This is a genomic window from Paenibacillus sp. AGC31 (assembly GCF_057334655.1).
The window spans coordinates 365707-385498 of record NZ_JBHFJH010000027.1 but is presented as its reverse complement, the minus strand read 5'-3'; the positions used below and the strand labels follow the sequence as shown (position 1 = coordinate 385498).

The 19792-nt window shown below is 46.7% G+C and carries 22 protein-coding genes; 6 read left to right on the top strand and 16 right to left on the bottom strand.

Annotated features, from left to right (window positions below; genetic code table 11):
- Positions 1-90 precede the first annotated feature (90 nt).
- Positions 91-291, bottom strand: coding sequence for a hypothetical protein (locus tag ACE04G_RS13870; RefSeq protein WP_017689675.1), 201 nt, complete (start codon positions 289-291; stop codon positions 91-93).
- Positions 292-609: 318 nt separating this feature from the next.
- On the opposite strand from ACE04G_RS13870, the gene mnmL reads away from it, so the two are divergent.
- The 4 genes from mnmL (at position 610) to ACE04G_RS13850 (ending at position 4337) form a co-directional block, all read left to right on the top strand.
- Positions 610-1563, top strand: coding sequence for a tRNA modification radical SAM protein MnmL/YtqA (gene mnmL, locus ACE04G_RS13865; RefSeq protein ID WP_036610193.1), 954 nt, complete (start codon positions 610-612; stop codon positions 1561-1563).
- Positions 1564-2148 carry a tRNA 5-(aminomethyl)-2-thiouridylate-methyltransferase MnmM gene (gene mnmM / locus ACE04G_RS13860; RefSeq protein ID WP_339307607.1) on the top strand — a complete coding sequence of 195 codons (585 nt, stop codon included), beginning with the start codon at positions 1564-1566 and terminating at the stop codon, positions 2146-2148. It abuts the gene before it with no gap.
- 189 nt (positions 2149-2337) lie between these two features.
- Complete coding sequence (locus tag ACE04G_RS13855; protein ID WP_449004145.1) at positions 2338-3315, top strand: type I phosphomannose isomerase catalytic subunit; 978 nt, start codon at positions 2338-2340, stop codon at positions 3313-3315.
- Between the two features lie 41 nt (positions 3316-3356).
- The gene (locus ACE04G_RS13850) at positions 3357-4337 is read left to right on the top strand and encodes an alpha/beta fold hydrolase (RefSeq protein ID WP_339183447.1); all 981 of its coding nucleotides are present in this window, start codon (positions 3357-3359) and stop codon (positions 4335-4337) included.
- A gap of 130 nt (positions 4338-4467) precedes the next feature.
- Here the strand turns inward: ACE04G_RS13850 and odhB are convergent, their stop codons facing one another.
- From odhB to ACE04G_RS13825, 5 genes are all read right to left on the bottom strand, one after another.
- Positions 4468-5739 (bottom strand): 2-oxoglutarate dehydrogenase complex dihydrolipoyllysine-residue succinyltransferase, encoded by a 1272-nt coding sequence (gene odhB / locus ACE04G_RS13845; RefSeq protein ID WP_405131784.1) that lies wholly within the window; start codon positions 5737-5739, stop codon positions 4468-4470.
- A 5-nt stretch (positions 5740-5744) separates the two neighbouring features.
- On the bottom strand, positions 5745-8618 hold the full coding sequence (locus tag ACE04G_RS13840) for a 2-oxoglutarate dehydrogenase E1 component (RefSeq protein WP_449004146.1): 2874 nt from the start codon (positions 8616-8618) through the stop codon (positions 5745-5747).
- A 624-nt stretch (positions 8619-9242) separates the two neighbouring features.
- Positions 9243-9728 carry a GNAT family N-acetyltransferase gene (locus ACE04G_RS13835; protein ID WP_449004147.1) on the bottom strand — a complete coding sequence of 162 codons (486 nt, stop codon included), beginning with the start codon at positions 9726-9728 and terminating at the stop codon, positions 9243-9245.
- Positions 9729-10087: 359 nt separating this feature from the next.
- Positions 10088-10597: an 8-oxo-dGTP diphosphatase gene (locus tag ACE04G_RS13830; RefSeq protein WP_221822856.1), complete on the bottom strand. Its 510-nt coding sequence runs from the start codon at positions 10595-10597 to the stop codon at positions 10088-10090.
- A gap of 238 nt (positions 10598-10835) precedes the next feature.
- The gene (locus ACE04G_RS13825; protein ID WP_449004148.1) at positions 10836-11624 is read right to left on the bottom strand and encodes a DUF3891 family protein; all 789 of its coding nucleotides are present in this window, start codon (positions 11622-11624) and stop codon (positions 10836-10838) included.
- A 192-nt stretch (positions 11625-11816) separates the two neighbouring features.
- Here ACE04G_RS13825 and coaA point away from each other — a divergent pair, with 192 nt between their 5' ends.
- On the top strand, positions 11817-12746 hold the full coding sequence (coaA, locus tag ACE04G_RS13820) for a type I pantothenate kinase (protein ID WP_339307595.1): 930 nt from the start codon (positions 11817-11819) through the stop codon (positions 12744-12746).
- A gap of 64 nt (positions 12747-12810) precedes the next feature.
- A complete protein-coding gene (locus ACE04G_RS13815; RefSeq protein WP_449004149.1) occupies positions 12811-13173 on the top strand; it encodes a DUF423 domain-containing protein in 363 nt (120 codons plus the stop codon).
- Positions 13174-13242: 69 nt separating this feature from the next.
- Here ACE04G_RS13815 and ACE04G_RS13810 read toward each other — a convergent pair whose 3' ends face one another.
- The 10 genes from ACE04G_RS13810 to ACE04G_RS13765 all read right to left on the bottom strand — a co-directional run bounded on the left by ACE04G_RS13810 (position 13243) and on the right by ACE04G_RS13765 (position 19741).
- Positions 13243-13803, bottom strand: a complete 561-nt coding sequence (locus ACE04G_RS13810; protein ID WP_449004150.1) for a histidine phosphatase family protein — start codon at positions 13801-13803, stop codon at positions 13243-13245.
- 15 nt (positions 13804-13818) lie between these two features.
- Positions 13819-14601 (bottom strand): glutamate racemase, encoded by a 783-nt coding sequence (gene murI / locus ACE04G_RS13805; protein WP_449004151.1) that lies wholly within the window; start codon positions 14599-14601, stop codon positions 13819-13821.
- Between the two features lie 115 nt (positions 14602-14716).
- A complete protein-coding gene (locus ACE04G_RS13800; RefSeq protein ID WP_221822845.1) occupies positions 14717-15103 on the bottom strand; it encodes a hypothetical protein in 387 nt (128 codons plus the stop codon).
- A gap of 66 nt (positions 15104-15169) precedes the next feature.
- Positions 15170-15310 (bottom strand): hypothetical protein, encoded by a 141-nt coding sequence (locus ACE04G_RS13795; RefSeq protein ID WP_221822843.1) that lies wholly within the window; start codon positions 15308-15310, stop codon positions 15170-15172.
- 78 nt (positions 15311-15388) lie between these two features.
- Positions 15389-16048 carry a GNAT family N-acetyltransferase gene (locus ACE04G_RS13790; RefSeq protein ID WP_449004152.1) on the bottom strand — a complete coding sequence of 220 codons (660 nt, stop codon included), beginning with the start codon at positions 16046-16048 and terminating at the stop codon, positions 15389-15391.
- Positions 16049-16107: 59 nt separating this feature from the next.
- Positions 16108-16476 (bottom strand): hypothetical protein, encoded by a 369-nt coding sequence (locus tag ACE04G_RS13785; RefSeq protein WP_237176251.1) that lies wholly within the window; start codon positions 16474-16476, stop codon positions 16108-16110.
- Positions 16477-16568: 92 nt separating this feature from the next.
- A complete protein-coding gene (locus ACE04G_RS13780) occupies positions 16569-17453 on the bottom strand; it encodes a serine/threonine-protein kinase (protein WP_237176252.1) in 885 nt (294 codons plus the stop codon).
- Entirely contained in the window at positions 17450-18028 is a 579-nt protein-coding gene (locus ACE04G_RS13775) for a GNAT family N-acetyltransferase (RefSeq protein WP_449004154.1), read from the bottom strand. The genes ACE04G_RS13780 and ACE04G_RS13775 overlap by 4 nt, the downstream gene beginning before the upstream one ends.
- A complete protein-coding gene (locus ACE04G_RS13770; RefSeq protein WP_036669691.1) occupies positions 18025-18606 on the bottom strand; it encodes a DJ-1/PfpI family protein in 582 nt (193 codons plus the stop codon). The genes ACE04G_RS13775 and ACE04G_RS13770 overlap by 4 nt, the downstream gene beginning before the upstream one ends.
- Before the next feature lie 214 nt (positions 18607-18820).
- Positions 18821-19741 carry an SDR family oxidoreductase gene (locus ACE04G_RS13765; RefSeq protein ID WP_313771483.1) on the bottom strand — a complete coding sequence of 307 codons (921 nt, stop codon included), beginning with the start codon at positions 19739-19741 and terminating at the stop codon, positions 18821-18823.
- Positions 19742-19792 lie beyond the last annotated feature (51 nt).

The window sequence follows — 19792 nt, the reverse complement described above, 5'->3', positions numbered from 1 at the left end:
TAAAGAGCAATGAAAAGGGAATCTTCGGATCTGCCACTTTGGGCAAATCTCAAAGATTCCCTCTTCGATTTATTTGGAATTGGGGTCCAACTACTTTAGTAGTTCATAGTCTACCTTATCTTGGTGTGAAAAATCAAATGTCTTTTCGAAAGCATCGCGAACTTTTTGTCTTGCAGCCGCTTTCACTTTCGGATTTCCATTAAAACGAACACCTGTTAAAGCCAGTGCTTCTTCTGCCGTCAATTCAACAGACACATGATTCAATTCTTTGTTTTTGACTTGGGAATTCATTCATATCACCTCACGGTATAGTATGGTCCATGACGTCAACGTTGATTCAAATACTATGATGAATAATACCCATTAGATGGTGTCTGACGCTGATTTAAATATAACATAAGGTGTAAACTATAGCAAGGAGAAAACCTTGATTTTACGGCCTATTTTTGCGTTTCGATTCCCTTTTTTTTCAGTTTTTTGATACAATGATAAAAGTTCATGAAGACACCTATAATCGCTATCCATCGTCTATGACGGAAATCGCATAGCGCTTCTTCTTTTGTTCACGTATGATTACTGTAATTCGACAGCCAAAGGAGTACCCTGAAGATGAATGCACCTGCATTACAGTCCCCTCTGTTGTGGGGAGATAAACGATTCCATACCTGGAATTATGAGATGCGCGATCAATTTAACAATAAGGTTTTCAAAGTGATGCTGGATGCTGGATTCACCTGTCCCAACCGTGATGGTTCCATTGCCAAAGGTGGTTGCACCTTCTGCAGTGCGCGTGGATCAGGCGATTTTGCTGGCAGCAGACGTGAAGATCTGGTCACCCAGTTCAATACAATTCGAGATAAACAGCACCTCAAATGGCCTACAGCCCATTATATTGGCTACTTCCAAGCCTATACGAACACGTATGCTCCGGTCGAGGAGCTGCGCGAATATTTTGAAGAAATTCTTGAGCAACCCGGTGTTGTTGGTTTGTCCATCGCCACTCGCCCAGACTGTTTGCCAGATGACGTTGTTGATTATTTGGCTGAACTCAATGAGCGTACCTACCTGTGGGTTGAGATGGGGCTTCAGACGATCCATGATTCCACATCCACATTGATTAATCGCGCGCACGACACGAAGTGTTACGAAGAGGCGGTTGAGAAACTGCGCAAACGGAATATACGTGTGTGTACACATATCATATATGGTCTGCCTCAAGAGACACATGAGATGATGCTGGACACTGGACGGGCAGTTGCCAATATGGATGTACAGGGAATCAAGATTCACCTGCTGCATCTGATGCGCAAAACACCAATGGTGAAGCAATACGAAGCCGGTCTTTTACGTTTTCTGGATCAGGACGAGTATATCAAGCTGATTGTAGATACACTGGAGATGCTTCCACCGGAAATGATCGTACACCGTCTTACAGGCGACGCACCACGTGATCTGTTGATCGGACCGATGTGGTCCATGAACAAATGGGAAGTGTTGAACTCCATTGATCGTGAGCTGCGAGAGCGGGATTCATGGCAAGGTAAGTATTGGAGGCGAGCATAGATGGGCTTTCTTTCGGTTCTCAGCTGTGCACATCAGTGGATTGCTTCCCGTCTGCAGCCAGGTGATCTGGCGATAGATGCAACGGTTGGCACAGGAGCAGACACACTATTTTTGGCACAACAAGTAGGCAGGCGTGGTCAAGTCATTGGATTCGATATTCAAAGTGAAGCCCTCACGCTGGCACAGGCCCGGATTCGAAAACAAAATGATGAAGCCAAGCTTGGCTCCATCTCCATGCTTCAACTAAGCCATGATCGAATGGCAGAAGCAGTTCCTGAGTCATGGCTTGGTGCGGTTGGTGCAGTTATGTTCAACTTGGGGTACCTGCCCTCAGAAAGTGCAGATTCCTCCATCATCACCGAGACAAACAGCACAATCGCTGCACTCGAAGCTGCACTCGCTTTATTACGTCCTCGCGGCATTATTACGGTTGTGCTCTATCCTGGTCATGACGGAGGTGCACAGGAAGCATCAGCCGTATTGGAATGGTCCTCTGCCCTGCCGGTGGAACAGGCACAGGTTGTGATGTATCGCCAATTGCAGCGAGAAACTTCTCCTTTCCTGATCGGAATCGAGAAAAAATAATTTCCTTTGTTCACCAAATACAATAAACTAGACACAATCGCAAGGCGAGCTATTAACGGCTTTTTCTTACTGCGATCTGTGTTCTACTTCTACATATGCAAACGTATTCACTTGTTTGCTCATGGCGACCACAAGCCCATGACTGATTAAAGCGATCCACCATTTCATATACTAGAGGAGAGATTACTGATGTCTACGCCATACCCATTACAATTCCAACCTGAATTCAAAGAACGTGTGTGGGGCGGTCGTGCGCTGGAGCAATTCGGCCTTACGCCCCCTGAAGGACATATCGGAGAAGGATGGATGATTGCGGATCATCCAAACGGTACAACCAAGGTATTAAATGGAGCACTTGCTGGCAAGGGTCTGGATGAAGTTCGTGAACAACTGGGCACCGAATGGCTTGGAACTAAAGGCGTTTCCGAAAAAGGCGGCCGTTTCCCCCTTCTGATTAAGCTGCTTGACTGTAACGATGACCTATCCGTTCAGGTTCATCCAACTGACGAGTATGAGGCACTTCCTCCTGGCGAGCTTGGCAAAACAGAAATGTGGTATGTACTCGACGCAAAACCGGGCGCACATATCATCTATGGCTTGAATGAAGGCGTTGATCGGGCAACATTAAAAGAAGCATTGGAAAACGGCACGGTGATGGATACCCTTCGTCAGGTACCTGTAGAGGCCGGCGATACGTTCTTTATCCCTGCCGGAACAGTGCATGCGCTCTGTGCAGGTGTCGTTGTCGCTGAGATTCAGCAAAACTCAGATACGACGTACCGGATCTACGATTATAATCGTCCAGGGCTGGATGGCAAACCACGTGAGTTGCATGTTGAAGACTCATTAAATGTCACCGCCTATGAGGGCGCAGGTGCCTCAACGATGAAAACAAATAACGCTACTCCTGGTGAATGGCTCAAGCTTGCGGAATGCCCTTATTTTGTAGTTGAAAAAGGTATTGTGAATAAACGTTGGGAACTCTCCACCAATCCTGACAGCTTCACGATTCTCGTTGTCTGTGAAGGAGAAGGAACTTTGGAGTGGGCACATGCTGAATCAGACAGCATTGAATTGAAAGCTGGACAATGTTATCTCTTGCCAGCCAATCTGGGTTATTATACATTAAATGGAAATACCACTGTTCTTCGCTCTTATCTGCCATAAATCAAGCTTATATGTAACCTGTGAAGGAGGAATTACACGAGATGCAGGAATCTACCTTTGCCTTGGTCGCTAGTGAAGGTACCCGTATTCATGTGTACCGCTGGCTTCCCGATCCGGAATGCAACGTTAAAGGTGTAGTGCAAATTGCACACGGCATGGGCGAGACGGCAGCCCGATACGCCGAATTTGCCGACATTCTTACCCAAAATGGCTATGCGGTTTATGCCAATGACCATCGGGGTCATGGCAAAACTGTGGAGAATGCCAAGTTGCTTGGTAATGCTGGTATCGATGCCTTCCGCTGGATGGCGAGTGATATGATCAATCTGGGCGAAGTAGCCGCCAAAGAAAATCCTGGGGTCCCCATGTTTCTAATGGGACATAGCATGGGCTCATTCTTGGTACAACATCTCATGTACGCGGGTCATGAGCAGTACCATGCCTTTATTTTATCCGGAACAAACGGAAGACGCGGTCTGCTCCGGTTTGGAGAGAAGCTGGCCTTCTTGCAGTGTGGCATTCAGGGTGCTACCCACCCCAGCATGCTGCTCAACGCGATTGTATTTGGTGGATTTAACCGCTCTTTCCGCCCCGCGACGACACCGTTTGATTGGTTGTCCCGGGACTCACAAGAGGTTCAGCGATTCATTGATGACCCCCTGTGCGGAGCGGTCTGTACAGCAGGCTTTTTCCGCGACTTCTTCAAATTGCTGCTTGAAGTCCATCTTCCACACAATATGGAGCGCATACCCAAACACAAACCCGTATACCTGTTCTCAGGTGAGAAGGACCCTGTTGGACTTCATGGCAAAGGCGTTCTTAATCTGGTCTCGCAGTATAAGAAGCTTCAGCTGGAGAACATTGAGTATCGCCTGTATCCGGATGGACGCCATGAAATGCTGCATGAGATCAACCGAACAGAAGTAGCCCAGCACGTTGTGAACTGGCTAGAGCGGAATACCCCTGGCTCGAATACACACCCTAGTCCGGTGAGTCCTACTGAGACCGCTGACTCTATATAATAGATTCAGAGAACAACATACCAAAAGCCAAAAGAAACCCCTGAATCGGATGCTCAGCTCACGCTGCACTCCAGTTCAGGGGTTTTCTTGTTAAGCGATATGAATAATAGCTATATTCAAACGTTATGGATTAACCTTCAATCAACAGGGATTCCGGGTCTTCAAGCAGTTCTTTCACGGTCACGAGGAAACGTACCGCTTCACTACCGTCGATGATCCGGTGATCATAGGACAACGCGATGTACATCATTGGACGGTTCTCCATCCGCTCTGCATCAATCGCCACTGGACGAAGCTGGATCTTATGCATTCCCAGAATACCCACTTGAGGTGTATTCAGAATTGGCGTAGACAACAAGGAACCAAATGTTCCGCCATTGGTAATGGTGAACGTTCCGCCTTGAAGATCAGACAACGCCAGTGTGTTGGAACGAGCTTTGGATGCCAGGTCTGCAATGCTCTTCTCGATCTCGGCAAAGCCCAGACGATCGGCATCACGTACAACCGGTACAACCAGTCCTTCCTTCGCAGATACGGCAATGCCGATATCATAATACTTTTTGAGAACAACATCTTCACCATCAATCTCTGCGTTGATTGTAGGGAATTTTTTCAAAGCTCCCACAACCGCTTTGGTGAAGAAGGACATAAAGCCCAGGTTGATCTCATGTTTCTCTTTGAACTTGTCCTTACGGCGTTTACGTACATCCATGATGGCAGTCATATCAACTTCATTAAACGTAGTCAGCATGGCTGCTGTCTGCTGAGCCTCTACCAGACGTTTGGCAATGGTCGCACGGCGGCGAGACATCCGCTGACGCTCCACTGGTTTGGTATAGGTAGAACTTCCAGTTGCCGGAGCACTTGGTGCTGCTGGAGCTTTACTCGCAGGTGGAGCAGCAGGAGCAGGAGCCTGATTGTTATGACTCTTCACATCGTCCTGGTATACCCGTCCAATCGGATCTTTACTCTGAACCTGATCCAACTCGATACCACGTTCACGTGCAAGCTTACGGGCAGACGGTGAAGCCGTCTTGGCACTATCAGATGACTCTGGCGCTGCCGCAACAGGTGCCGATGGTGATGTTGGAGCTTCAGGTGCAGGAGTAACGGCTTTTTTCTCTTCAGCTACTGGTTCGGAAGCGGGTGCACCGCTTCCTCCTCCAGAACCAGCTGAGAGTGTACCGATCGTTTCACCGATCTCTACCGTCTCTCCTTCTTGACGAATGATCTTCTCCAGCACGCCACTTTCTTCTGCGCTGATCTCAATATTTACTTTATCCGTTTCCAGTTCAAGAAGCACATCACCCTGATTAACGGTATCCCCTTCTTTAACCATCCATCTGGATACAGTTCCCTCAGTTATTGACTCACCCATTGCAGGTACTTTAATTTCACTCACAGCTGTTACCTCCCCAGTGGAATATTATTCTTCGTCGTTTGTTTCAACGCAGATGTAATAATCTGTTGCTGTTCCATACTATGCACAAGCTGATAACCGCTGGAAGGACTTGCGTGTTCCGGGCGACCTTCGTATCTAACGGTTGTGCCTTCCGGGGCAACTTCACGAAGACGAGGCTCCATGTATGTCCAGGCACCCATGTTTTTGTTTTCTTCCTGTACCCATACCAGTTCTTTTACATTGCTGAAACGTGCAAGGACACGTTTGATCTCTTCTGCCGGGAACGGATACAACTGTTCCACACGAATAATGTGAAGCCATGACCGATCTGCTTTATCTTTTTCAATAGCATCTTCCAGGTCGATGGCAATCTTGCCACTGCACAAAATAATGCGTTCTACACGATCCGGCTGTGTCCCCAGTCCAGCTTGTTCCAGTACAAGTTCAAACTTGCCTTCACTGAATTCAACTGCCGGTGATGCAACACGCGGGTTACGAATGAGACTTTTCGGTGACATCATCACAAGTGGACGAGCATCTTCCGTTTCAGTCAACGAGGCTTGACGACGCAACAAGTGGAAGTACTGAGATGCACTCGACAAGTTGGCAATCGTCATGTTGTCTTCTGCACAAAGCTGCAGGAAGCGTTCCAGACGAGCACTTGTATGCTCAGGTCCTTGACCCTCATTCGCATGTGGTAACAACATCACCAGACTGGACTTCTGAGACCATTTGGCGCGGCCCGCTGATACAAACTGGTCAAATATAACCTGTGCACAGTTGGCAAAGTCTCCGAATTGAGCTTCCCAAATGACCAATGTATCTGGTGAATATACGTTATAGCCATATTCGAATCCAACAACGGATTCTTCAGACAACGGACTGTTATAGATTGCAAAGGATGCTCTTGCCTGTGGCAAGTGATGTAATGGGCAGAACTTTGCTCCATTCTCCGAATCATGTAACACCAGATTCCGATGAGCGAATGTAGCACGCTCGGCATCCTGTCCACTAATCCGAATTGGCTTGCCATCTGCCAGAATGGTTGCAAATGCGAGTGTCTCCGCAAGGCTCCAATCCACTTTTTCCCCTTCGTTCAGGGAAGTGCTCCGGCGTTGCAAAATCCGCTGTAACTTCGGATACACATTGAAGTTCTCAGGCCATTTCAGCAAATCGGCATTAATGCTGCGCAGATTCTCCAGTGGTACCGCAGTCGGAGTAATCGTAACAGCCTCCGGCTCACTGATTTTCCGTTGATAATATTCATGTACTTCATTTTTCTTCATCTGGTCATAAGCTTCTTTTAATTTGTTCGTTACTCCATCGCGAATGCTCGTAATGGATGCATCATCGATAATCGATTCTTCTTTCAACTGATCCTGATACAAGTGGCTTACCGTTGGATGGTTTTTCACCTTGTCATAAACGATAGGTTGAGTTGTTTCGGGATCATCGGTTTCGTTATGGCCGTAGCGACGGTAACCGATCAAGTCGATCAGGAAATCCTTTTTGAAACGATTGCGATACTCGGCTGCCATACGAATGGCTGCAATACAAGCTTCCGGATTGTCCGCATTCACGTGTACAATCGGAATTTCGTACCCTTTAGCAAGGTCACTTGCGTAATACGTTGAACGGGAATCACCGCTATCTGTAGTGAAACCCAGACGATTGTTGACGATAATATGGATGGTTCCGCCATTCTGATATCCTGGCAGAGCTTTGAAGTTAAGCGTCTCGGCAACGATCCCTTCGCCAGGGAATGCTGCATCACCATGCATCAAAATGGTAGCTGCCTTCGTCACGTCCTGCTTCGGATATCCAGGGTCACGACGGTCATCCTGAGCCGCACGAGCAAACCCTTGTACAACCGGATTAACGTATTCCAGATGGCTCGGGTTATTCGCCAGAGTAAGGCGTGCCTGTACAGTTTCCCCGTCTTTTACAAAACGGTTGGCACCCATATGATATTTGACATCCCCCGTCCAACCGTAGTTGATTCCAGTCGAACCTTCCGATGGAACCAAATCTTTGTTCGGAGCATGATGAAATTCAGAGAAAATTTTGCTGTACGGTTTGCCCAAAACATGAGCCAGTACGTTTAACCGTCCACGGTGGGCCATACCCATCAGAATGTGGCTTGATCCGGCTTCCGCCATGATGCGAACAGCTTCATCCAGCATCGGCACAAGCACATCGTTACCTTCGATGGAGAAACGTTTCTGACCAACAAATGTTTTGTGAAGATAATCTTCAAATTGCTCGACTTCAACCAAACGTTCCAGCAAAGCCTTACGTTCTTTCGACGTAAGCGGAGCTGGTGATGTCCGGGATTCCGCGCGGCGATTCAGCCACTCACGTTCTTGAACTTCGTGCACATGACTGAATTCATAGGCCATGGGTCCAGTGTAAATCTGACGCAAGCGTTGGATTGCATCCCATCCGGTTGCTGTCTGCCCATCTGCTCCTTCCCAGATCAGGGAAGCAGGCAAAGCTTTCAGATCTTCTTCGTTTAATTCAAAATGCTGAGGTTCCAGCAAAGATGTGTCTGTATCTTCACTGATTCCAAGCGGATCTATATCTGCAGCAAGATGACCATAGGTACGGATGTTCCATACCAGTTTACCCGCTGTAACCGCTTTCTGTAATAATTGAATGTCTACGCTTCCGGAAGCCAATTGGGCGTTGCCGGAATTCGAAGTTGTGCGTGCATCCCTGCCAGACATCGGCGGTGCACCCCATTGTTCAAATAGTTCACGATAAGCCGGTGTAACCGAACCAGGGTCTTGAGTGAATAATTCATATTGTTCCTGTACGTATCCCATATTGGGGCCATAGTAACTTTCCCAGGGCTTCTTGTTGCCTTCCACGATCGTCATCGACGTTCCCTCCGTCTTGATTTAGTCATAAGTTTTTGACGGAAATCATTGACTAAGCCGTAATTTGCGTTCGTTCAACATTTTAAGCGAAATTTTTCATGAAGTCCAATAATCGTGCTGTTGGTGGTAGTAACGTTAGTCCGACGCTCCCGTCAAGGTTTGTCTGCGTTTTCAAAATCAAAGTAAAACAATGATTGTATATACCGTCGCACAGATGTCGAATACTGTCCTGATCCGTTCGAAGGTTACACTTTCTCCACTTCTTCAAGTGAAGTCCGTGTTCTACTATCTATTCTATAAACTTTTACGCTCAGGAGCATTTCCTATTTTTAGTCCAATTGATGCATAAATTAGATGAATCGAATAAATCGATCAATTTGGGTAGAACAACAAACGCTTAATTACAACAAAATAGGCATACGATCTCCCATTTTACCTCCTTAATTGAATTGTGGTCCATTATGTTCAAAAACAAACCGTCCAGTTAAACATTAACCATTTGACGTCACATTCAACAAGTAATTGGGGTTTTCTTCAAGTGACCAACAGCAAAAAGCTGGCCCAGACATGAATTATCCGAGCAGCTTCTTTGGATTCAGCAAATTTCACCCCAGCGATTACTTCCTATTTCTTTTCATCCTCTGTAACAGCATCCAGATCTATGGCCATACGGATCATATCCACACAACGGATACCATCCTCTATAATCTCTTCCTCATAATGCCTCACAAAGAAGTCACGTTCAACCCCAATGATGCGAAAACCGCAACGTTGGTATAACTTCAATTGATGAAAGCTCGAGTTGCCCGTCCCAATCTCGAGAATCCGGCAGCCCAATCTACGTGCAGCTTCCATCGCTTCCTTAATCATGTGTTTGCCTACACCTTGTCCCTGCAGTTCTTCCTGTACGGCAATATTAACAATCTCCGCAGTCTCTGGACGAGTCTTCAACAATACGAACTCCCCAACCATCTCTCCTTCATATTCAGCAATAAAACAAACACCCCGACTCAGGTACTCATCCACAATTGCTTTTGAAGGATCAGCCATCAATAAAAGTTCGTAGGGTCTCTCTTCTTCCCAGTCCAAAATCCGGAACGACAATTTCATGCCAATCTCCACCTTTTCATCGTACAATATTCATTTACGTCTTGTTTGCAGAAGCCTATGTATGGCAAATCCACAAATATATCATTCTTCATTTCAACAAACTAGTTTACTCAATCTATTAATCACACACTATTACCCACAGACTAGTCATCTCCTATAAAAATAGTAAACTTCATTATATCATAATATTTGGATATAAATATATAGATATGGATGATACATTTTGAGGCATTATTTTTATCCTAACCCAAGCTTAAATGCTCATGAATTAATTTCCATTCCCCATCAAGCGTCGCCGCACTGTATCCTTGCAGGGCATGCTGGTATCCCATGATTTTTACTCCTTCTGACGGTTTAACTTATTGGGTCTCACTCTGTTCAAGTACGGAATCGCTATACACCATAAATGTCTCTTGCAGCGTACGTCCGGATGACTTCTCCCAGATCACGCTCCGCTCAAAAGTGCCTTTTTGGAAAAAACGCGGGAAACGTTCAGCAAACCAATCCTGCATAGGCAGCTCAAAAACCCGCTTCATAGGCACCCATAACAGTTCGCCTTCGGGCGGATCTTGCAATAATTGACCCTCGAATGAAGTCGCCAAATAGTTAAATACCATGTACCGCAATCCTTGTTCGGGATCACAGAACTCATCAAGCCCTTTATACGTAATCTCATTGACTACTAGCCCCGTCTCCTCCAGAACCTCCCGCACGGCACCATCCACGATACTCTCCGGAAAATCTACCTTCCCCCCAGGAGCGATGTATCCCGGAAATCCTTTGCGATCCGGCCGATTCATTAACAACACCTGATCATTCATTTTGTCCCATACCATACACATTGTTAATATCTCTATTCTAGTATCCATATTCGTCCTCCTACTAACATGCGCTTCTCTGCTGTACACTAACATTTCTGGGAATAACCTGTGTTTTCCTTCTTTATTCCCACTCTGATTCATTCGTATTTACACCGGTCTCACAGTATAGTCTATGATGATATATATGCATACGAAAGGCGGACGCCCTGTACACCTGTACATCAGAAGCCCGCCTGTTTTGTGATATTCTATGCTGGTCTTTCCTCAAGCCTGGAGTTTCCAGTTCTCAGTTCAATTCCGTAATCAACACCCGGCGTTCCTTCCATTCAGCCCGGCGATAAGCCTGTTGCATACCAAATTTGCGGATACTTGCCTTTGGCACCGATTTATATGGTAAAACGATCGTAAAGTCCTCATCAAACGGGAAAAAAGACAGGCCTACTTTTTCATTCGATAACCACTCTGCCTGAATCGGCTGTCTGGAACAGGCATCAAACGTACAACTGAGCCCCTCTGCAAAAAAATCATAACGCGCAGCAGGTGTTCCAGGTTCCTCCATACAGAGGAACAGACTGAGCTGATCACAGAAAAGCATGATCTCCACATCACTTTGCAGCCTCTGTTTCAGTGCTTCAGCATCACCACCAAGCTGTTTCTCCCAATCCAGCTGACGTTTGTGTTCTTGCTGCAGATAATCTCGGATGTCATCATCATCCTGAGCATTGGCCCCCAGATTTTTCTGAAATAGCTCCGTGTACATCAAGCTACACAATAATCCGGCGTAGAGGTTTTTCTGACGGACTTCTTCAATCCCTTTATGGTAGAATACAAAACGCGGACGCAATGGAAAATCACGAAACGAATACGGCGATTGACTGTAATCATTCCAGAACGGAGATGAATCCAGTTCAATCCAGCCACGGTCATGTTCCTTGGCCGCTAGAATCAATTCATCCCGATGCGAAGCATCAGCTAATAATTCATTTTTCCAGTGGAAAGCCATCTCTCCGGCTACTAATCCATGCTCATGCTGTGCGGTCAAAACAAAATCATGCTCTCTCTCATATACGATCATGTGCTGTCACCCTTCCGCATGGTATACGTTGACTTTAACATAAATTGGGTTAAACTTTCCTATAAGTTGTATTTCGCTCCATTTTGACGAAAGGCATTATGAAGTGCACAATGTAAAGGTGTTGTCAGTTTCCTGAAATTTGATACACTAGGTTGTGTCCACAATTATATTACATACAGAAAGCGGGATCTCATGAATTCATACTCTCCTTACATCGAGTTTAACCGCAAGGAATGGGCTGAACTTAAAGAACATCAGACCACTCTTCCACTGACGGAAGCCGAATTAGAACAGTTAAAGGGATTGAATGAAGAGGTATCGATTCAAGAAGTCGAAGATATATATTTGCCTCTTACCCACTTTATTGACCTATATGCAAGAGTTTCACGAGAGCTGAATCAACTAACGGCCTCCTTTATGAAAAAAGAAGCTCTCCCCACCCCCTACATCATTGGAATCGGGGGAAGTGTTGCCGTGGGCAAAAGTACAGCGGCCCGTTTGCTACAGGCACTGCTCGCCAGAGGTAAGAATAGTCCGAAGGTTGACCTTGTCACCACCGACGGTTTCTTATATCCCAATGCGGTGCTGCAAGAGAAGGGCATCATGAACCGCAAGGGATTCCCGGAAAGCTATGATATCAAATCCCTGATTCAGTTCATGGGTGATGTGAAATCTGGCAAGCCGGAAGTGAAAGCACCCGTCTACTCTCACCTCGCCTACGATGTCATTCAAGGAGAAGAGAAGCAGATCTGTCAGCCGGATATTCTCATTATTGAGGGTATCAATGTACTTCAGATCAAAAAGGAAACGCCTTTGCTGGTTAGTGATTTCTTTGATTTCTCCATCTACATTGATGCGGAAGAAGAGCACATACGACACTGGTATGTTGAGCGTTTCAAGCTGCTCCGTAATACAGCGTTCCAGAACACGGATTCCTTTTTCCATCAACGATTCGCCAATATCGATGAAGAAGAAACCGTGCGTACGGCCAACCAGATCTGGCAAGATATCAATGCCAAAAACCTGCATGAAAACATTTTGCCAACCAAAGGACGTGCCAGACTGATTCTGAAAAAGGAAGCCGATCACTCCATTGGGCAGATTCAATTGCGCAAACTGTAGACAACACTCGTGCAGTACACTTTGATGTTATATCTAATTACCCTTAAAAGGAGAGAAAAACACATTGCAAACCCTGATTATACTCGGCAGTATTATGATGTTCCTGGCTGTTGCTTTGGGTGCTTTTGGCGCACACGCGCTCAAGCGCAAACTATCCGCTGACATGATCAAAATCTATGAAACCGGTGTTCAATATCACCTCATCCACGGACTGGGCATCATCCTGATCGGACTGCTGTCAGACCGTCTTGAATCCTCCTCACTCGTCATGCTTGCCGGATGGCTGATGTTCGCCGGGATTATCCTGTTCTCTGGCAGCCTGTACGTTTTAAGTGTGACGGGTGTTCGCAAATTGGGAGCCGTTACCCCACTTGGCGGAGTCGCATTTTTGGCTGGATGGGTTATGATCATGATTGCCGCATTGTAAATATGCCCCATGGATAAACGAAAAGAGTGTTCTGGCTGATATAATATCGCTGGAGCACTCTTTTGCTGTTTAATCTGTCCAGATTCTTCGAATGGTGGACAGCCCTGCATCCGGTCGTTGTCTCTCCAGCACATACACATCCGGGTTAGACAGTTTGGTCCACTCTTCATAACCAAAGGATGGTTCATAGTTACGAATAAGCAGTGATAACAAGTTCCCATGTGTAACCACGGCCCCGTGCTGTTCTGGTCTGCTCCATAACTCTTCCAATAGTGCCAGCCCCCTTGCAGCCGCGTTTCTCGAAGATTCCCCGCCTTCTTCCACCCAATCCACATCATCATATGTACGTTTCAGTACATCCATCCAGTCAGGCAGATCAAGAGAGCTAAGTACCCTCTCCTGGAGACGTTCATCCGTATGTATATGTTGCAGCATTGCTATGCCCAGTGGCATAGCCGTCTGAACGGCCCTTTTCCATGGACTGGAGACAATATACGTTATGGAATGATGAGCCAAGATATCTGCAAGCTTTTCAGCCTGCCTGATCCCTTCATCTGTAAGCTCTGCATGGGGTTCCTGCCCTGTGGCCTTGGCGTGACGGATAAGATAAATGGACTGTATAGCTATCACCTCCTATGGTGTAACCTACTTGGAATTCATCCCAAGATATTGAAGTGCACTGCACATCTTCTCCTGCTCTTCCGGTCGGCCTGATGAACTGAGGAAAGTGACCTGTTCCCCTGTTCTGTCTCCATGTTGAGCCACCAGTCCAAGCCGCTGCTTCAGATGGTTCACTGTACCTGTACTGCCATCAATAATCTGTATATGATCGGGCAGAACCGTGCGCAGAATGGACGTATAGAATGGATAATGCGTGCAACCAAGCACCACTGTGCCATACCCATGAAGATCGAGATCTGCCAGCTTGAACCGGAAATAATCAGCGATTTTGCCCGGATCAAAATCCAGCTGTTCACACCACTCCACAAGTTCTGGCAGCGCAATGGAATCCACACTGTGGTGATCATCAACACGCGATACCAGTTCGTTATACTTGGTTTGGCTCAAGGTGAGGGCCGTGGCAAATACAAGCACTCTTTTCCCACTGTCACGATTCATCTCCACGGCTGGTTTGACCGCAGGCTCCATGCCAATGATCGGGATATCGTACTTGGTGCGCAGTTCCTTCACAGCCAGACTTGTTGCTGTATTACAAGCAATCACAATGGCTTGGACATCCTCCTGAACGATGGCTTCCACACAATCAAAAATATGTCCTCTAACCTCATCCGCAGACTTCGTTCCATATGGGACATGCAGGGTATCCGCGTAATACAGGAATTTTTCTTCCGGAAACTGTTGTAATGCCTGATGCAAAACGGTTAAACCACCGATGCCTGAATCAAAAAAAGCAATTTTCTTATTCAAGGATTTCACCTCTATAATGTATTCTTTCGGGTTCCAAGAACCTCTCAATGCTGCTCATGCTGACTGGAGGTGAGGTTTGTACTTCCGGCTCATCACCCACTAAGATGATAAGCCATTATTCTACGCTCATTTTATACTGCTTGGACCAGTCCTTGCCACTATGCCATGCCTCTACAGGGTTATGCTCTCCAAGCAGTTCAGTACTTGCCTGAGCCATGATCCATTCCTTGAGACCATTATCCGGACTGGATTCGAGCTGCTGTAACAGGAGAAGCAGTCCGGCCTCACCCGTATGCAGGATGTCCTTGTAAGCCTCCCGGTTACCAGCAATATAATCATTCGGATTGCTGCTGGTCAGGAGAACAGGGTCGCTAACCATCTGCTGCAGGTTGCTTTCAATGGTTGCTGATAATGCTTGTTCTTCTGTCCGAGTCGAACATGCTGCTACCGTCAATGCTGTGCATACGGATAACAAACCCAGAATCAGTCTTCTGCGATTCACCGTCCCACTCCTTTCAACAACGAGTTAACGCAACAGATTCGGCTTTCATGCTCAAGCCCCGGCCAACTACAGAACAAGTTCCCATTGTTCTTCGGTAAGCTCCTGACCTGACAACATCTGCTTGCGGACTTCCTTCACTTCAAAGCCCACAGATTGATATAATCCACCCGCCCCTATGGGTGATAAATTCAGCAAAGCTATAATCATAATTATACTCGTTTCGATAGATTCGGATATGCGCATCAATGACATACTGCAGATCCTTTTGTACGAAAGTGCGGATCATCAGACATCACAGTCCTTCCTCAAATCCACAGTTGTGATACTGAAATCCACACCGAACTGAATTAATCCCAGTTTACGGGCAACATGCTGTGAAGCGAGATTATCCCAAGATGTATTGTAGATTGGCATGCGTCCCCGCTCCTTGACATAATACTGCCAGCACTTTACCATTTCCGCTGCATATCCATGTCCTCTATAACCGGGTGCCGTATATAGACTCGCTTCCGCCCCATGATCGGAGAGCCTTGCGGAGCAGCACACTGCCACAGCAGAATTCCCAATGACATAAGCGGCAACGGGACTTTTTTCATACAAGTAGTCTGTTAATTCAGGAAAATGCTCTGCCAGCAAATAACGCTGCTCCTGACCAATCAACTGAACCTTCTGATTCCACTCGTGAGATAACTCAGGAAAAGCATAGGCGGGTCCCATCCACACACGGTTAACTGGCTCAAAGGTTTCCACCTTTCGAATCAGTTTTGGAATATCCAACGGAAGTTCGCAATCCCTACCCAACTCATCCATTAGATTAGGCGGTAACTGCTCATGATAATAGATCAGTGAACCAGAAGAAGTCATGCCGATAAAAAGGGCTGGGGCTTGCCCACCACCTGGCTCGTTAATGCTTATGAGACGCTGCTGCTCATTGATTGTATACAACGTGCTCACCTGTATTTTCAACATTTCCATTGACGACAGGTTGGATTTTGGAAACATAACTAAGAAGTTAACCTTTGCAATAATCGTTTGCCTTCACTGCCTTTACCAGCTTCTTGCTGCTCCAGAAAATCGGATAATTCACGTAAATCAGCCGGGCGATATCCAGCCCCGCACCCGCAATTATGATAGGTATAACCATGACGATACAGTATCATCACTTTGGCCCATTGTTTGGTATCATTTTGCTTGGGCGCCTGGAAATCCTGTCCCATGCTAACCATAGACGTGGCACATTGCGGGCATTTATATTCAAGTTGGGCCACCACCTCAGGGCTTAGGTCATGTCTGGAAACTTGTTTAAATGATTTGCGACAAATGAAACATGCATAGATGTCTTTATATGGTCCTGACATGGCATATCTGCACATCGTCTGCACCCCCTTAATAATTTCCATTATACGGGATTTCACACGCACATACGAATGGAATTTGCACATTTGCGAAAATCACACTGCTCCACTCATTGCCTTTGCACGGCAGCTTGTTCCCAGGCCTCACCAAGTTCCGCAATCGATGCGTACCGCTCGGACCGCTCGTCGCTCACTGCACGCATCACAACGTGATACAACGCTTCTCCGGCATCCCATCTCTCATAGGAACGATCCGTCTCCCCGCCAAGCAAACCAAACGCCATTGCCCCCATGTTGAATACATTGGTAACCACATCTATGGGTGCGCCTAGCTCAAACTCTTCGGGTGACATAAAGCGGGAAGATCCCCACATACGCCCCATGGTATTGGTAAAAGAGCCCTTCCGATACAAGTCGATATCACAAATTTTCATAAAGTTTCTGTCAAAATCATAGATCAGACTGCCATCATACAGATCAACAGCCACATAACCTCTTCGTTCCACCTCGATATGAAAATTCAGAATCTGCTCCATCGCCTGAATACGTGTCTTCACTGGGAGTTGTCTGAACCGATAGTAGGGCGAACGCGGATCTTCATACTTAGCCGGAGGCGGAAAATACCAGTGGGAGTGAAGACACTCCCCATCCACCCAATCGAAGACACAGGCATACCCCTCATCCGTTGCAAAATGATCCGTTAGTCGAATCAACGTGTCATGCGCGAGATCCTCATAGACGGAAACAGATGATTTCAGATTACGAATGGCTTCCGGGGGACTTCCCGTATGATTCGCATGAATTGTATGTGCTCCCGCATACTTTACGAACAATCGCTTTCCATCCTTTTGCACAATACCGAAGGAGAGATTCCCTGAATCCTGCTGATCGAATACACGAAAGACCGTACCCAAGGGCCGTAACCAATCGAAAGAATGAGACTCTTTTAAAACAAAGGAAACACTATCTATCTCATGTTTAACCTGATCTGTCATAGGACTCCTCCTGTGGTGATATCATCATCCAATCTTGAGGGCTCTGTATAAAAGTAATTCATATGCGCCTCATCATATCCCTGACCGTTGACTTCCAAGGCATTACGCTCGATGCCATAAATTTCAAATCCATATCGCTCGTATAAACGTCGGGCTGATTCATTGGTTGTCACTACACTCAGATTAATCTGCTTGATACCTTCCAGATGTCTTCCCCGATCCAGCACCTCGCGGAGCAAACGCGAAGCCAGCCCACTTCCCCGATATGGCGGAGCTACATAGACGCCCCAGATCATGCCTTTGTGCCTGAGCTTTAGGCCGTGTTCCCTTTTGAAACCCATCATTCCCGCCAGTGTTCCTTCTGTTGTATATGCTCCCAGAATATAATCATCGGGCTCATTATGTATGCGTTCCCGTACTTCATTTATGGGGATCTGAATGGACAATTCAAACGAAGCCCCGAAGGCTTCAGGATGTGTTTTCAATGCTTCCAGTCGCAAAGGCCAGTAGAGGTCTGCTTCATCCCGTTGAATATTGCGAATGTTATAGTGCTCTTGCTTTCGGCCTTCATTCATTCTTCGACCACTCCCTGCATCTCATAAGGATAATCGATCTGAAGTTTTACATTCGCTGCCGCTTCCTGTCCTGCGAGCAACCCAACAACATAAATCCCCAGATCAATGGACGTGGCTACTCCACCGGCTGTAATTACATTTCCATCTTTTACAATCCGCTTCTGAATCACCTCAGTGACATATGGCTCAAGCAAATTATATGCACGGGGATGTGTTGTTGCTTTTTTGCCAGATAAAAAACCAGCTGCACCCAGCAGCAGAGAGCCTGTGCACACCGAAACCTTCAAAGGCACAGACTCAGCCTGTTTCAGCCAACCTACAAATGCCTCGTCATATCGAAGCTTGCGCGTTCCCATGCCCCCGGGGATAAACACGAGATCATATTCCGACAGGTCAGGCTTCACCCGATCCACCTTCAACGTTAGACCAGACTCATCCGTGACCTGATCTGTCATTGCACAAGTTTCCCACGTCGTTCCTTTGGTAGGTTCAAAGAAATTCAACCGATTGATCACATCATAAAACCCTGCAAAATCAAGAAAAGTCAGTCCATCAAACAAAACGAATGCAATTTTCATTGGTAACCTCCGCGTTTTAATTTGGAGCATTCTGATTATGTTTCTGATTCCGATCCCGTTCCATTGCTTCCTTCACCCGGTCACGCGCTGGCAGCTTGCTATTGATATGAAAGAGCAGACCCACAATCGCAAGAAGTAAAATAATGACGATGAGTTCAAATATGGCTAACCCCTCCCATTCGGAAATTACGCAATCGTGACTCGTACCTTATCTCTATTTTAATCCACGGGCGATAATCCGCTCCAGCCACTTCCAGGGTAGCAGTGCTTTACCTATGATGAGCACACGCGAACCTTTTCCGAGCGCATATCGAAGTCTTGGTGCACGCATCCGTGCAATTCGGCCAATCAGATCAGCTACCTCCTGTGGATCAGGTGCCGTCTCGCTCGCATGTTGGGAATAACGAAGAACCGCATCCAGCTTATGTTTATATGGAGAGTCCTCGTTTCTGTGAATTTCCCCCAGACCTTTATTCCAGATCGGCGTGCGATAAGAGCCAGGCTCAACCAATACCACCCGAACACCAAACGAAGACATCTCATGCCGCAGACTTTCCGTAAATCCTTCCACAGCGAATTTTGAGGCGGCATAAGGCGCATACCCTGGAAAACCGGATAACCCACTGACACTGGACAAATTAACAATTAACCCCTGCTTCTGTTCACGCATCACAGGCAGGACTGCACGTGTCACAGCGATTAATCCAAACAGATTCGTTTCCATCTGGCGCCGCCAATCCTCCATTAATACTTCCTCAATGAATCCGCCCACCGCAAATCCCGCATTGTTCACCAGCATGTCGATTCGGCCATTGTTGTGAAGTACGGACCCCACCGCTTTGTCCACCGATTCAGCATCGGTCACGTCCAGTTGTACATATTGCAAACGTTCAGCTAACCCCGCCTGTTCAGCCAATTTCACCAATTCTTCTCTTCGACTCAGGTCACGCATCGTAGCAACAACAAGATATCCCTGCTTGGCAAGGGTGATTGCGGTAAGCATACCAAAACCACTGGAGGTACCCGTAATTAAGGCCACCGGTGCGTTCGCTCTTACATTTGTCTTCTTCACTGCATCAAGACCCGTGTTAATGCGTCCCTGCCCGTCCTTAGTTAAATGTTCCTCTGCTGTCACGGTGTGTCCTTCTTTCCTCGGTAAATTACTTACTTCCCGTTCCTACCTATA